Below are 14,122 nucleotides of genomic sequence, written 5' to 3' on the forward strand. Positions count from 1 at the left end.
CGGCCTAAAGTCGGCAATCGACCAAAAAAATAGCCGACGGAATCGACATCTTCACCAAAGCATGTAGGGGGATTCTGAAAAGCGCCTTTGACATGACCATTCAGCCCGACGGTTTCGTACCCTTGAAACCCCGTATCGCCTGACAGGGCCTGCTCGAATGCTCAATGACAAGGAAAGTCCCTTCACCCTTACGCTGACCGACAGCGGATTGCGCCTGCCGGTGGTGCGTTTTCGCGGCGAGGAAGCGCTGAACCAGCCTTACCGTTTCGACATCGAACTGCTCGGACTGGCCCCGGCCATCGTCCCGGGATCCTTCCTGCACAGGCCAGCCTTTTTGCGGCTCAGTGAGCAGCACGGATTCCACGGCGTCATTTCCAGCGCCAGCTGCGAACATCGCGGGACGCATCGGGTCGGCTATCGACTGATTCTGGTGCCGCATCTGCAACAACTGGCGCAAACGCATAAGCGCCGCGTGTTTACTCACCTGAGTGTGCCGCAGATCATTCAACAACTGCTCGAAGAACATGCCCTGCCAGCGCACAGCTACCGCATTGAAATGAGCGTCGGTCACTACCCTGCAAGGGCGTTTTGCATTCAGTACGAAGAAAGCGATCTGGCACTGGCGCAGCGGCTATGCGAAGAAGAAGGCATCCACTATCACTTCGAACATGGGCCGGACGGACACGTCGTGGTCTTCGCTGACGACAGCCTGAGCCTGCCGCAGGAACCGGTCGAAATCCCTTTCAGTGCTGATGAGCAACCACCGTCGCCCTGCGTCAGCGCGCTCTATCAACAGCATCGCGCGGCGCCTGTACCGATGCTGCATGCGGTGCGCAATCGCGGTCAGCCAACCGGCAATGCCGAAGCCGCCAACGAGGTCTCGACCGAGTTGCCGATGCCCGCGCGATCGCCGGAACGTCTGCACGCCGAACAACGCAGCCGACGTCATCTGCAACGCCAACGCTGCCAGTTGCGCTCCATTCACGGGCGCAGTGATTGCAGCGATTTGCTCAGTGGACGACTGCTGCTTGTGGCCGACCACCCGATTCATCATTTCAACGAACAATGGCTGATCAGCGCGGTGCGCCACCACGGGCAGCACCCTTCGATCCTTGATCCGGCGCCAAGCGTTCAGCGTTATCACAACGACTTCACTGCGCAGCCCTGGTCGACCGACTTCCGTCCGCCACTCAAACAAGCTCGCCCGAATATTGCCGGTTATCACTTGGCGAAAGTGGCGGGTGCGCCTGGGCAACCTGCGCAAGTGGACGAAAACGGCTGCCTCGCTGTAAGCCTGTGGCCGTCTGCGGATAAATCCGCCAGCGACGCCCTGTGGCTGCCGATCGCCATGAGCCGGCTCAGCGGCCCTGTCGCCATCGATCAATTACCGCGTGCTGGCAGTGAAGTGTGGGTGAGTTTCCTCGACAGCGATCCGGACCGACCGATCCTGTGCCTCAGCCACGCACGCCAGCCGCCGGAGCGCGAATCAGAGCCCGTGCGCGACAGCCTGTTGCTCGACTGGCTGAGCCACCGCGCCGAGCATTGATCGGCGCCTCAGCTTTTGTCCGCCTTGCCCGCCGCCGCCGCGAACCTGGCCAGGCGCACGTCCAGATGCCGAGGCCGGTGCCCGTGATCTTCGGCGCGCTCCTTGCGGCGGATGGCGTTGCGCACCATCAACGAGCCGAGGTAGCGGATGGGTTCCGGCGGGAAATAACCCAGCGGCCCGTTGACCAGCGGCGAACGGGTCCACGGATTATCCAGACCCTGCACCAGCGCGGCGAGAATCTGCCCGCCCATGTGACACGGGCCGACGCCGCTGCCGGAATAACCGAAGCCGTAAAACACGTTGCCCGCCGAGCTCATCTGGCCGAAAAACGGCAAACCTGTCACCGAACGATCCGATGGGCCGTTCCACGTCGCGTCGATTTTGACCTCGGCGAACGCCGGAAAAAAATCCGCGAGACTGCGCTTGAGCAATCCGGCATAAGGCGACGGCTGATCGAACACCGGCAGCATCCGCCCGCCATAGGCGAAGGTGTTGCCGCCCTTGCCGAGCATGATCCGGCCGTCCGGGGTGTTGTGGTAGTAATGCACGAAAATCCGCGAATCGAGGACGCTGACGCCGCTGGTCAAACCGATTTGCTGCAGCAGGTCCGGGCGCGGCTCTGTGATCAGCATGTCACTGGAAACGATCGCCACACTGCGTTCGAACTGAGGAAACGCGCGGGCCATCCACGCGTTCATCGCCAGCACCACTCGGTCGGCGATGACCTTGCCGCCGGGCGTGTGGATGCGTGCCGGGCGGCCCTCTTCCAGCCCGGTCATCGCCGTGCCTTCATGGATCTTCACGCCCGATTGCAGCGCCACCCGGCGCAGGCCGCGCACCAGTTTGCCCGGTTGCACGCTGGCAGCCGCCGGGGAAAACCAGCCTTCCAGATGTTTTGACGAACCAGCCATGCGCTGCACATCGGCGAGCGGTCGCTGGCTGAACGAGTTGATGCCGTTACGCTCCAGCGCCGCGATCACCGCGTCAGTTGCGCCGACCTGGGCGCGATTGGTCGCGGTATATAGCGTGCCGTCGAGGCGGTAGTCGGCATCGACGCCGTACTGCTCGCAGAACTCGCCGATCGCATGGATGCTGCGCTCGGATTCCTTGACCAGACGCACCGCCTCGTCGACGCCGAACAAGCGTTCCAGGGTGAAATATTTCGCCGACCACGACAGCGCACAGCCGCCATTGCGGCCACTGGCGCCAGCGCCGCAGATGTCCGCCTCGATCAGCAGCACCTCCAGCTCCGGGTTTTGCTGCTTGAGCATGATCGCCGTCCACAATCCGGTGTAACCACCGCCAACAATGCACACATCCGTGCGCACCTCGCCTTGCAGCGGTGGACACTGTTCGGATGGGTCGGCCTGCAAGGCTTGCTCGAGCCAGAACGGTCGCATGGGAAATCTCCAGTCAGAAGGTCACGACGCAACCTGCCGCGCACCGCGCAGCAGGCGACGGGGCGAAGGGTTTCAGGAACGCAGCGGTTTGACGCTCAGCGGGCAGTTGGGGATCGCCGCGCGCGGCTCCATCACGCCGACCGGCCGACTGTTCCAGTGCGGAATCAGCACCAGCGCCGAGAACAGCGCGCATCCGGCGAAGACGATGAACACCGTCACCGAGTCGAAGTAGCCCGGCAGCAAACCGCCGAGCACTGCGCCAACGGAGCCGCAGCCGTTGACGAAACCGGCGGCGGTGGCACCGGCCTTGGCCTTGCCGAAATCGATGGCGGCCGCGCCGCTGATCATCGAGTCCGGGCCGTACAACGTCAGGCCCATGACGAACAGCAACGCGACAACCAGCAACACGCTGCCGGTGTTCAGCGCGGCCATGAACAATGCCAGCGTTACGGTCAGCGCCAGCAGACTCAGCACACAGGCCGGCATGCGTCGGGCGCCGAAAAGTTTGTCCGAGGCCAGGCCGATCATGATCGGCCCGAGCAATCCAGCCAGTTCAAACGCGGTGGGAATGATCGCCGCGCCAACCTTGCCGACACTGGGCATCTGCTCGAAAACAATCACTGGCCCCCACAACAGAATCGCGTAGCGCGCCGGTTTCAGCAGGAAATACGCCAGGCCCAGCACCAGCACCGTGCGGTTGCGCAGGATTTCCTTTAACGGCTCCCACACGCTGAGTTTGCTGTTGGCTGCGGTTTCCTCGGCGGTCAGTTCCGGCTCGGGCTCCACCGCCGGCAAGCCGACGTCTTCCGGTTTGTTGCGCTGGAAGATAAAGAACAGCACGGCCACCACCGCGACCACCGCCGCGCTGGAAATGAATGCCGCGTGCCAGGTGCCGACCAGCGTGTAGGCCCACCAGCCGGCGAACGGCGAGGCGACCAGACCACCAAACGCGTAACAGGAACTCCACAAGCCGAGCACGCGCCCGCGCTGCTCTGACGGGAAGAAGCTGCCAAGGTTTTTACACAGCCCCGACCAGCCAGTGGACTGCGCCAGACCTTGAATCAACATGCACGTGGCGAAGATCGGCAATGTAGCGAAACTGCCCATCACCAGCGCCGCAGCGGCGGATATCAGCAAACCGCCAAGCACCACCACTCGCGGGCCAAAGCGATCGGCGAGCATGCCCCAGGTGAACTGTCCGAGGGCATACGCCGCCAGATAGATCGCGTCGAGGTTGGCCATGGCCATTTTGTCGAGGGTGAAATCGGGGTCTTCGGCGATGCCCAGTTTGGCCACCGAAAACGCTTTGCGGGTGAAGTAGAACGCGGCGTACGCGAGCCAGGTAATAGCGAAGATCTGCACGCGCCAACGCGCCAGGGTGCCGATGTGCTTGTTCATGGTGGTTCTGACCTCAGGGTGTGAGTGTGCCGGCAGAATCGTTAAGAAAAACGCCTGTGTTTTTTATTGTTGAGCACTGCGATACCGCCCCTTCCCTTCGGCGATAACGGTCAGATGAGTCTGCTGTTGCACGCACAGGCTCATGGGCCGGCGCCGCTGCTCGACCGAGCAGTCAGCGATGGCGTGAGCCGATCAAAGCAATTACTGTTTAATAAATAAAATCGATTTATCGTATTTCACACATAAGCCGAGCTTGTTACTGGAGCCACCATGTCCGTCTCTCACGCCCAACTCAAAGCGTTCCACGCGGTGGCCGTCCATGGCAGCTTCACCCGCGCCGCCGAGCGGCTTTATCTGACGCAACCGGCGATTTCCGACCAGGTACGCAAACTCGAAGAACGCTTCGGCGTGCTGCTGTTTCACCGCAATAAACGTTCCGTACGCCTGACCGATCTCGGCGAGCGCCTGCTGGCGATCACCCAGCGCCTGTTCGTGATCGAAGCCGAAGCGCAGGAATTGCTGCAGGAATCCCAAGCCCTGCAGACCGGCAGCCTGATTCTCGCGGTGGACGCGCCGATCCACGTGTTGCCGCAGATCGCACGGTTCTGCGAGCGCTACCCGGGCATCAGCGTGAAAATCGAGACCGGCAATACCGATGAATCGCTGTTTCGCCTGTTCAACTATCAGGCCGATCTGGCGCTGCTCGGCCGCGACGTAACCGATGAACGCTTGCTGTGTGTGCCGTTGCGCAACGATCCGATGGTGGCGTTCGTTTCGCGCAATCATCCGTGGGCCGAGCGCGAATCGATCTGTCTGGCCGATCTGGATGACACGCCACTGGTGCTGCGAGAGATCGGTTCGGTGACCCGGCAGACCCTGGAAGAGGAAATGGCCCGCGCAGGTTTGCGCATCCGCCCGGCGATTCAGGTTGAAGGTCGGGAAGCGGCGCGCGAAGCCGTGGTGGTGGGGATCGGGGTTGGTGTGGTTTCAGCGGCGGAGTTCGGCGCCGACTCACGGGTCTGCGCGTTGCCGATCACCGATTGCACGAGGCGCCTGACCGAAACCCTGGTGTGCTTGCGCGAACAGAGTTCGCGGCGGGTGGTGGCGACGTTTCTTGATATGGTTCGCGAGAGCCTTGTGTAAACAGTATTGGCCCCTTCGCGAGCAGGCTCGCTCCCACATGGGACCGCGCTCTGTAGTGTGGGAGCGAGCCTGCTCGCGAAAAAGTCGCCTCGGTTTTCAGTCTGGCGCCAGATCAAAAAACGCCTGAATCAAGCGCAACTCGCGCCGGCGCTCCATGCAGCCAATCATGTGCCGGTTCATCAGCCCTTCCCCGGCAATCGGGATCGCCACCACGCGCGGGTCATGACTGACCTCCACCGATGACACCACACCGATACCCAACTCGGCCGCGACCGCTTCGGTCACCGCCTCGCGACTGTCCAACTCCAGCAACACCCGCGGCTGAATCGAGGCCTGCATACACGCCTGGTCAAACGTGCGCCGGGTAATCGAACTTGGCTCGCGCAGAACCATGATCACTTGGTCCAGCTCCTTGAGTTTCACTTCCCCGGAGCGATTCGCCCAGCGATGCCCCGCCGGCACCAGCGCGCAGATCCGCGATTCGCTCAGCGCTTGCAGATGCAGGCCCTTGCGCGGCTCGACCTCGGTCAGCACCGCGACATCGGCGTGTTCCGACAACAGCGCCGCCAGGGTTTCCTGGGCATTGCCCAGACGCAGGTTGACGGTGATCCCCGGATAGCGCGCGCGCAAACTTGCCAGCATCGGCATGACCATGTGCGGCCCATCCGCCGCCACCTCCAGACGCCCGGTCAACAATTGCCGATTGGCCTCGAGCAGCGTCTGCGCTTCTTCCGCCAGACCGAACATGGCGCGGGTGATCGCCGCCAGTTTGGTGCCCTCCTCGGTCAGTTCCACCCGTCGCGCGGTGCGCCGCAGCAAGGTGATCTGGTAGTGCTCTTCCAGTGCCTTGATGTGTCCGGTGACCGCCGGCTGGCTGATGAACAACCGCGCAGCCGCGCGGGTGAAGCTGCCTTCGCGGGCCACGGCATCGAAGGCGCGCAGCTGAAACAGATTCATGGATAACCCTCACTGATGGCTGGCATAACAACAAACAATTTGATTGATGAAGCGGCGAATTGCAACGTAGGCCCCGTAGCTTCATCCCACAGCGTTTTCGCGAGGACACCCGAATGAGTACCGCCGCACCGATTCTGCTCACTCCCGGCCCGTTGACCACTTCGGCCCGCACCCGTCAGGCCATGATGGTCGATTGGGGTTCGTGGGATGACCGCTTCAACCAGCTGACCGCCAGCCTGTGCGAGCAATTGCTGGCCATCCTCAACGGCGCCGCCAGCCACCATTGCGTACCGTTACAGGGCAGTGGCACGTTCGCCGTCGAAGCGGCGATCGGCACGCTGGTGCCGCGCGACGGCAAAATCCTCGTGCTGATCAACGGCGCGTACGGCAAGCGTCTGGCGAAGATCTGCGAAGTGCTCGGCCGCTCGTTCAGCACCTTCGAAACCGCCGAAGACGAACCGACCACCGCCGCTGACGTCGACCGCTTGCTGCGCGCCGACGCTGACATCACCCACGTGGCGCTGATCCACTGCGAAACCAGCACCGGCATTCTCAATCCGCTGGCCGAGATCGCCGAGGTCGTTGCGCAACATGGCAAACGTCTGATCATCGACGCGATGAGCTCCTTTGGCGCGTTGCCGGTGGATGCGCAAAAAGTACCGTTCGACGCGCTCATTGCCGCTTCCGGCAAATGCCTGGAAGGCGTACCGGGGATGGGTTTTGTCTTCGCCCGCAAGGAATCGCTGGCCGCCGCGGCTGGCAACTCGCACTCGCTGGCGATGGACCTGTACGACCAGCACGCCTACATGATGAAAACCGGGCAATGGCGCTTCACCCCGCCCACCCATGTGGTCGCGGCGCTGCACGAAGCGCTACTGCAATACAGCGAAGAAGGCGGTCTGCCGGCGCGGCATGCGCGTTATGCGGCCAACTGTCAGGCGCTGATGGAAGAGATGAACAAGCTCGGCTTGCGCAGCTTCCTGCCGGCGGCAATTCAGGCGCCGATCATCGCCACGTTCCATGCCCCGCAGGATCCGCGCTACCAGTTCAAGGACTTCTATGAGCGGGTCAAGGCCAAGGGTTACATCCTCTACCCCGGCAAGCTGACCCAGGTCGAAACCTTCCGCGTCGGCTGCATCGGCCACGTCACCCCGGACGAAATGCGCCAGGCCGTGGCAGCAGTGGGTGAAGTGCTGCGCGAGATGGAAGTGCTCGATATCTGAACCTCACCAAAAATCCCCCTGTGGGAGCGAGCCTGCTCGCGAAAGCGTCGTCCCAGGCGACACCTACGCTGATGTCAGACCGCTTTCGCGAGCAGGCTCGCTCCCACATTTTGATCTCATTTTCAAATCAGGAATTGATTGCCATGAACTACACCAATCCAAGCAAGCTGCAAGCCGCGATCCTCGACTGGGCCGGTACCGTGGTCGATTTCGGCTCGTTCGCGCCGACGCAGATCTTCGTCGAAGCCTTCGCCGAGTTCGATGTGCAGGTGTCGATTGAAGAGGCCCGTGGGCCGATGGGCATGGGCAAGTGGGATCACATCCGCACCCTCTGTGATCAGCCGCAAGTGGCCGAGCGTTATCGCAAGGTATTCGGTCGCACGCCGACCGACGATGACGTCACCGCTATCTACAACCGCTTCATGCCGTTGCAGATCGAGAAAATCGCAGAGCACTCGGCACTGATTCCCGGCGCGCTGGACGCCATCGCCCAACTGCGCGCGCAAGGGATCAAGATCGGTTCCTGCTCCGGCTACCCGAAAGCGGTGATGGACAAAGTCGTCGAACTCGCCGCCAGCAACGGCTACGTCGCCGACCACGTGGTCGCCACCGACGAAGTGCCAAACGGTCGTCCATGGCCGGCGCAAGCGTTGGCCAACGTGATCGCTCTGGGCATCGACGATGTTGCAGCGTGCGTGAAGATCGACGACACCGTGCCGGGCATTCTCGAAGGCCGCCGGGCCGGCATGTGGACGGTTGCGCTGATTTGCTCGGGCAACGCGCTGGGTCTGGACTATGAAGGTTTCCGCGCGTTGGGCAGCGACGAACTGGCCAGCGAACGCCAGCGCATCCACGCGCTGTTCGCAAGTTCGCGGCCGCATTACATGATCGACACCATCAGCGATCTGCCGGAAGTGATCGCCGACATCAACAAGCGTCTGGCCAACGGGGAGATGCCGCAAAACGCCTGAGGCCGATAACCGGAACACCGCTGATCCATGACAATCAGCGGTGTTTTTTTTGCACTGTCTTGAATAAATATATTGCCCGGTTATTACTTACTCTGAAACAAGGTTGCCCTCTGCGTCGTACGCACTACCATCGGGATGTCTAACACTTCCGTCAGGCAATTGTTCAGTACCATCTTCCCAGACAATACGGCCATCCGGATATTCAACGGTATTATCAGACCATACGATCCGCCCGTCCGGATACTCTACCCGGCCGTCGTCATATTGAATGATGCCGTCGGGACGCTTGATCGAAGTCTTATCAACGTCAACCACGCTACCGTCAGGCAGTGTGGTCGAACCATCGACATTGACGGTCGCACCGAGTGTTTGAATCAGCGTAATCAAGGCCACCGGATCGATGTTGATGTTAAGGGTCGGCCATGGCATTGGCGGACGCTTGGTATCGACCGGCGCTACTGGTGCGGTCGGCGCAACTGGTTTGGTTGGGGCTACCGGTTTGGTTGGCGCCACTGGTTTGGTCGGTGCTACTGGCTTGGTTGGCGCCACTGGCTTGGTCGGCGCTACCGGTTTGGTTGGTGCCACTGGCTTGGTCGGCGCTACCGGTTTGGTTGGTGCTACTGGCTTGGTTGGCGCTACCGGCTTGGTCGGCGCTACCGGTTTGGTTGGTGCTACTGGCTTGGTTGGTGCCACTGGTTTGGTCGGTGCTACGGGTTTGGTCGGTGCTACGGGTTTGGTTGGCGCCACTGGCTTTGGTGTAGTGGTAGTGGGGCGAGGCTTGGAGATCGGACTTTTCATATTCACACTCAAATTTACAAATATAATTATGATCTTTAATAACAAACTAAAGAGCCGAACCAACAATAATCACGCACAACAAACTATTCAAACCAAAAGAACCTACAAGATATAAGCAACATAGAGTTACGCCCACAGTTCAACGCACACCAACAACTTTAAATAAGCAGAAATAATAAACCGTACAAATAAGACTTTTGTGTGTTGCAAATATCATTACGCCGAAACGCTGGCATGTACTGATCGCGTCCATCGGCTATGTCATTGCAAATCCGCGTCGCCCCTGCAAGCCCCCCGTGTGGATAAAGATCAGACGCGTGCCGATGGCAAATTCGCCTGCTTCGACATGCTGCTTGAGCGCCAGCAAGGCCTTGCCGGTGTACAGCGGTTCCAAAGGGATGCCGCTGGTTTGCTCGGTCTGATCGATGAAGGTCAGCAACGCCTCGTCAACTTTGGCGAAACCACCACGGCTGGCGTCGATCAGTTGATAGCCCGCCGCATGCTCGGTGGCGGGCGCGAGGATCGACTCGATGTTCGGCGCTACGCCGTGATCATCCGGTACCGCCAGAGCACCGTACACCGCGCGCTTGCCTTGCTCGGCGAGCGCCAGCCCGGCCAGTGTCGTGCCGGTGCCACAGGCCAGCCACCAGGCGTCGAAATCATCCCAGCCCAGCTTGGCCAATTGCTCTTCGGCTTGCTGCCTGATCGCTGCGCAACCCAGTGCGCCGGCCACGCCACCACCGCCCTCGGGCACTGCATGCAGCGTCGGATATTGCGCGTGCCACGGTACCCAGAATCCCGCTTCGTGCCGCGCGCGATAGCCGGCGTAACCCAGCCAATGCAACTGCATGCCGAACGCTTGCAGATCCCGCACTGTCGGCGTGTCCTGCGGGTGCCCGCGCAGAAGTCCCACGGTTTTGAAACCCAGCCGCTTGCCCGCCGCCGCCAGCGCATGCAGGTGATTGGAATGCGCACCGCCGAGGCTGATGATGCCCTCGGCGCCGGCACGCTCGGCGGCTTTGAGGTGTTCGACGAGTTTGAACCACTTGTTGCCGCTGATCAGCGGGTCGATGCGGTCCAGGCGCAGGATCGCGACCTCTATGCCGGCAACTGCAAGCCAGTCCAGATAGAGCGGTTCGAGAGGGGCCGGGGGTAGCCAGTTGGGGGGAGGCAAAAGCATGGGCACTGCACAATCTGGAAAAGACCACATACTAGTAGGAGCTGCCGCAGGCTGCGATCTTTTGATCTTGCTTTTGAAATCAGGATCAACAGATCGCAGCCTTCGGCAGCTCCTACGGAATGTGTTTACAACTCAGCCGCCAGCCGCGAACCTTGATTGATCGCCCGCTTGGCGTCCAGCTCCGCCGCCACATCCGCGCCGCCGATCAAGTGCACGTTCTGCCCGGCTTCAACCAGACCGTCGTGCAATTCACGCAACGGATCCTGCCCCGCGCAGATCACGATGTTGTCCACTGCCAGCAGTTGCGGCTCGCCGGATTCGCCGATGCGAATGTGCAAGCCTTGGTCATCGATGCTCAGGTATTCGACGCTGTTGAGCATCTGCACCTGCTTGTTCTTCAGACCGGTGCGATGAATCCAGCCGGTGGTTTTGCCCAGACCGTCGCCGACCTTGGTTTTCTTGCGCTGCAACAGGAAAACCTCACGGGCCGGCGCATGCGGTGCCGCTTTGATTCCCGCCACACCACCACGGGCCTCCAGTTGCGTGTCGATGCCCCACTCTTTCCAGAACGCCGCGCGATCCAGACTGGTGGCTACGCCTTGATGAACGAGAAATTCCGAGACATCGAAACCGATCCCGCCCGCACCGATTACCGCGACACGCTTGCCGACCGGTTTGCGCTCGAGGATCACATCCAGATAACTCAGCACCTTGGCATTCTCGACGCCCGGAATCGCCGGCACGCGCGGGGCGATACCGGTGGCGAGAATGATTTCGTCGTAGCCGCCTTCAACCAACTTGGCCACGTCGACGCGGGTGTTCAGGCACACCTCGACATTGGTGGTTTGCAGCTTGCGGTTGAAGTAGCGCAGGGTTTCGAAAAACTCTTCCTTGCCCGGTACGCGCTTGGCAATGTTGAACTGGCCACCGATCTCACTGGCCGAATCGAACAACGTCACCTGATGACCGCGCTCAGCGGCCACGGTGGCGGCAGACAAGCCGGCAGGGCCGGCACCGACCACGGCGATTTTCTTGATCTGCTGCACCGGCAGGTAATTGAGTTCGGTTTCGTGGCAGGCGCGCGGGTTGACCAGGCAACTGGTGAGCTTGCCGCCAAAGGTGTGGTCGAGGCACGCCTGGTTGCAGCCGATGCAGGTGTTGATTTCGTCGGCGCGGCCTTCGGCGGCTTTGTTGACGAAGTCCGGATCGGCGAGGAATGGTCGGGCCATGGAGACCATGTCGGCATCCCCCTCGGCAAGAATCTGCTCGGCAATTTCCGGGGTATTGATGCGGTTGGTGGTGATCAGCGGGATGCTCACCGAGCCGCGCAACTTGGCCGTAACCTTGCTGAACGCTGCACGCGGAACCTTGGTGGCGATGGTCGGAATCCGCGCTTCGTGCCAGCCGATACCAGTGTTGATGATGGTCGCACCGGCCTGCTCGATGGCTTTGGCCAGCATGACGATTTCATCCCAGGTGCTGCCACCTTCGACCAGATCGAGCATCGACAGGCGGAAGATGATGATGAAATTCGGCCCGACCGCTTCGCGCACACGACGGACAATTTCTACCGGCAGGCGCATGCGGTTTTCGTAGCTGCCACCCCAGCGGTCAGTGCGGTGGTTGGTGTGCGCGGCGAGGAACTGGTTAATGAAGTAACCTTCCGAGCCCATGATCTCGACGCCGTCGTATTCGGCGGTTTGCGCCAATACCGAGCAGGTGACGAAATCGCTGATCTGTTTTTCGATGCCCTCTTCGTCCAGCTCTTTGGGCTTGAACGGGTTGATCGGCGCCTGAATCGCGCTCGGTGCTACTTGTTTCGGGCTGTAGGCGTAACGCCCGGCGTGAAGAATCTGCATGCAGATCTTGCCGCCCGCCTCGTGCACCGCGCGAGTGACGATGCGGTGCTTGAGCGCCTCTTCCTCGGTAGTGAGCTTGGCCGCGCCGGAATACACGCCGCCCTCGTCATTCGGGCCGATGCCGCCGGTGACCATCAGGCCGACACCGCCACGGGCACGTTCGGCGAAGTACGCCGCCATGCGTTCGAAGCCACCCGGCTTTTCTTCAAGGCCAGTGTGCATCGAGCCCATCAGGGTGCGGTTGCGCAGCGTGGTGAATCCCAGGTCCAGCGGGGCCAGCAGATGCGGGTAATGAGCGGCGGTCATCGGTAACTCCACAACGAGCGATCACGGAAAAATTGCGGGAGCTCTGCGTCCCCCGTCAGTCATGTTCGACAGACTAAGAGTCGCACCGCTGTCACTCAATGACCGTAACTGACAAGTTATTGATCCAAATGCGCAGCGCCCCTTGGCAACCCGGGCCATGGGCCCTACCCTAGTCGGCACATCCTGTACCCGGCTGTTGTTGGTTTTCATGCGCAAACTTCTGTATCTGTTTTTCTCCATGGCCCTCGTTGCCGCCCTGACCACCTACGCCATGTGGGCGGCAGACCGGCCGGCGGGACATTACCTGTCGGACCTGCGCATCAAGCTCGCCGTCAATCAGGGCACGCCCGGCGACCGTGGCAATCTGCTCGGCATCCAGCCCGAACTGTTCCCCACCGATTACCAAAGCTCCGCACGCCTGCACCGCAAACTCGCGGCGTATCTGCAGCAGGCGCGCGATCAGGGCTTGCTCAACGAAAAAACCGTGGTGGTGTTGCCCGAGCACGTCGGCACCTGGCTGATGGTCAGCGGCGAGAAAGACGAGTTGTATCAGGCGCCAACGCTGGCGGAGGCAATGAACTGGCTGGCGGCGAGCAATCCACTGCTGTTTGCCCGTGCCTGGCTGCGGGCCAAGGGCGAGCAACGCCTGGATGACGCTTATCTGCGGATGAAAGCGAAGGCCATGGCCAAGGATTACCAGGCGCTGTTCGGCGGTCTGGCCAAGGAGTTCCAGGTCACCCTGGTGGCCGGCTCCATCGTGCTGCCGGAGCCAAGCATCCGCGACGGCCGGCTCAAGCCCGGCAGCGGCGCCCTGTTCAACAGCAGCGTGGTGTTTGGTCGCAACGGCGTACCGTTGGGCCAGCCGCAGCGGCAGATGCATCCGATCTTTGATCAGCAAGGTGTGATTCAGGCCGAAGACAAACACGCCATCCAGGTCGTCGACACACCGGCCGGACGCTTGGGCATCCTGATCGGCAGTGACAGCTGGTATCCCGCCAACTACCGCACCCTCGATGAGCAAGGCGCGCAACTGGTGGCGGTGCCGGCGCAGGTTATTGGCCAAGGCGCCTGGGACAAGCCATGGCGTGGCTACAAGGGCTCGAGCACGCCGGGCTCGGTCAGCCTCAAGCCCGGCGACCTCAGTGAAGGTCAGGCCTGGCACCGACTGACCCTCACCGCACAACCACCGAGCAGCCGCGCGATTGCCGGCGTCAGTGTGTTCATGCGCGGGCAGTTCTGGGATAAGTCGAGTACCGGCACAAGCTTCCTCAGCAGCAACGGCCAGCAGTTCGCCGATGGCGAGGCCCGTGGTGCGCGCTTGCTGAACGTCTGGCTGTAAAC

12 protein-coding genes are annotated in these 14,122 nt (G+C 61.4%); 6 read left to right on the top strand and 6 right to left on the bottom strand.

All coding sequences use genetic code 11. The annotated features are described in order from the left end of the window. The first annotated feature begins 157 nt into the window (after positions 1 to 157). The gene (locus AC0Z5Z_RS10310; RefSeq protein ID WP_375122394.1) at positions 158 to 1,546 is read left to right on the top strand and encodes a type VI secretion system Vgr family protein; all 1,389 of its coding nucleotides are present in this window, start codon (positions 158 to 160) and stop codon (positions 1,544 to 1,546) included. A gap of 8 nt (positions 1,547 to 1,554) precedes the next feature. On the opposite strand, the gene AC0Z5Z_RS10315 is transcribed toward AC0Z5Z_RS10310, so the two are convergent. Continuing rightward, complete coding sequence (locus tag AC0Z5Z_RS10315; protein WP_485611022.1) at positions 1,555 to 2,946, bottom strand: FAD-dependent oxidoreductase; 1,392 nt, start codon at positions 2,944 to 2,946, stop codon at positions 1,555 to 1,557. Between the two features lie 72 nt (positions 2,947 to 3,018). Further along, the gene (locus AC0Z5Z_RS10320; RefSeq protein ID WP_016775327.1) at positions 3,019 to 4,344 is read right to left on the bottom strand and encodes an MFS transporter; all 1,326 of its coding nucleotides are present in this window, start codon (positions 4,342 to 4,344) and stop codon (positions 3,019 to 3,021) included. A gap of 270 nt (positions 4,345 to 4,614) precedes the next feature. On the opposite strand from AC0Z5Z_RS10320, the gene AC0Z5Z_RS10325 reads away from it, so the two are divergent. Then, the gene (locus tag AC0Z5Z_RS10325) at positions 4,615 to 5,487 is read left to right on the top strand and encodes a LysR family transcriptional regulator (RefSeq protein WP_122612111.1); all 873 of its coding nucleotides are present in this window, start codon (positions 4,615 to 4,617) and stop codon (positions 5,485 to 5,487) included. Between the two features lie 96 nt (positions 5,488 to 5,583). On the opposite strand, the gene AC0Z5Z_RS10330 is transcribed toward AC0Z5Z_RS10325, so the two are convergent. Then, on the bottom strand, positions 5,584 to 6,444 hold the full coding sequence (locus AC0Z5Z_RS10330; RefSeq protein WP_305381118.1) for a LysR substrate-binding domain-containing protein: 861 nt from the start codon (positions 6,442 to 6,444) through the stop codon (positions 5,584 to 5,586). A 113-nt stretch (positions 6,445 to 6,557) separates the two neighbouring features. Between AC0Z5Z_RS10330 and AC0Z5Z_RS10335 the strand changes: the two genes are divergently transcribed. Next, positions 6,558 to 7,667 (top strand): 2-aminoethylphosphonate--pyruvate transaminase, encoded by a 1,110-nt coding sequence (locus AC0Z5Z_RS10335; protein WP_024013452.1) that lies wholly within the window; start codon positions 6,558 to 6,560, stop codon positions 7,665 to 7,667. Between the two features lie 143 nt (positions 7,668 to 7,810). Continuing rightward, positions 7,811 to 8,638, top strand: a complete 828-nt coding sequence (gene phnX / locus AC0Z5Z_RS10340) for a phosphonoacetaldehyde hydrolase (protein WP_095182103.1) — start codon at positions 7,811 to 7,813, stop codon at positions 8,636 to 8,638. An 87-nt stretch (positions 8,639 to 8,725) separates the two neighbouring features. On the opposite strand, the gene AC0Z5Z_RS10345 is transcribed toward phnX, so the two are convergent. Continuing rightward, positions 8,726 to 9,067, bottom strand: coding sequence for a hypothetical protein (locus tag AC0Z5Z_RS10345; protein WP_485611023.1), 342 nt, complete (start codon positions 9,065 to 9,067; stop codon positions 8,726 to 8,728). Between AC0Z5Z_RS10345 and AC0Z5Z_RS10350 the strand changes: the two genes are divergently transcribed. Next, on the top strand, positions 9,045 to 9,551 hold the full coding sequence (locus AC0Z5Z_RS10350) for a collagen-like protein (RefSeq protein ID WP_082530311.1): 507 nt from the start codon (positions 9,045 to 9,047) through the stop codon (positions 9,549 to 9,551). The genes AC0Z5Z_RS10345 and AC0Z5Z_RS10350 overlap by 23 nt on opposite strands. 141 nt (positions 9,552 to 9,692) lie before the next feature. Here AC0Z5Z_RS10350 and AC0Z5Z_RS10355 read toward each other — a convergent pair whose 3' ends face one another. Together AC0Z5Z_RS10355 and AC0Z5Z_RS10360 are read right to left on the bottom strand one after the other, a co-directional pair. Further along, positions 9,693 to 10,616, bottom strand: a complete 924-nt coding sequence (locus tag AC0Z5Z_RS10355; RefSeq protein WP_485611024.1) for a 1-aminocyclopropane-1-carboxylate deaminase/D-cysteine desulfhydrase — start codon at positions 10,614 to 10,616, stop codon at positions 9,693 to 9,695. A 125-nt stretch (positions 10,617 to 10,741) separates the two neighbouring features. Continuing rightward, entirely contained in the window at positions 10,742 to 12,781 is a 2,040-nt protein-coding gene (locus AC0Z5Z_RS10360; RefSeq protein WP_150634907.1) for an NADPH-dependent 2,4-dienoyl-CoA reductase, read from the bottom strand. Between the two features lie 208 nt (positions 12,782 to 12,989). Here AC0Z5Z_RS10360 and AC0Z5Z_RS10365 point away from each other — a divergent pair, with 208 nt between their 5' ends. Next, on the top strand, positions 12,990 to 14,120 hold the full coding sequence (locus AC0Z5Z_RS10365) for a nitrilase-related carbon-nitrogen hydrolase (protein WP_095182106.1): 1,131 nt from the start codon (positions 12,990 to 12,992) through the stop codon (positions 14,118 to 14,120). Positions 14,121 to 14,122: the final 2 nt, after the last annotated feature.

This window comes from Pseudomonas sp. 1L-E-NC-VB-C3 (assembly GCF_057291535.1).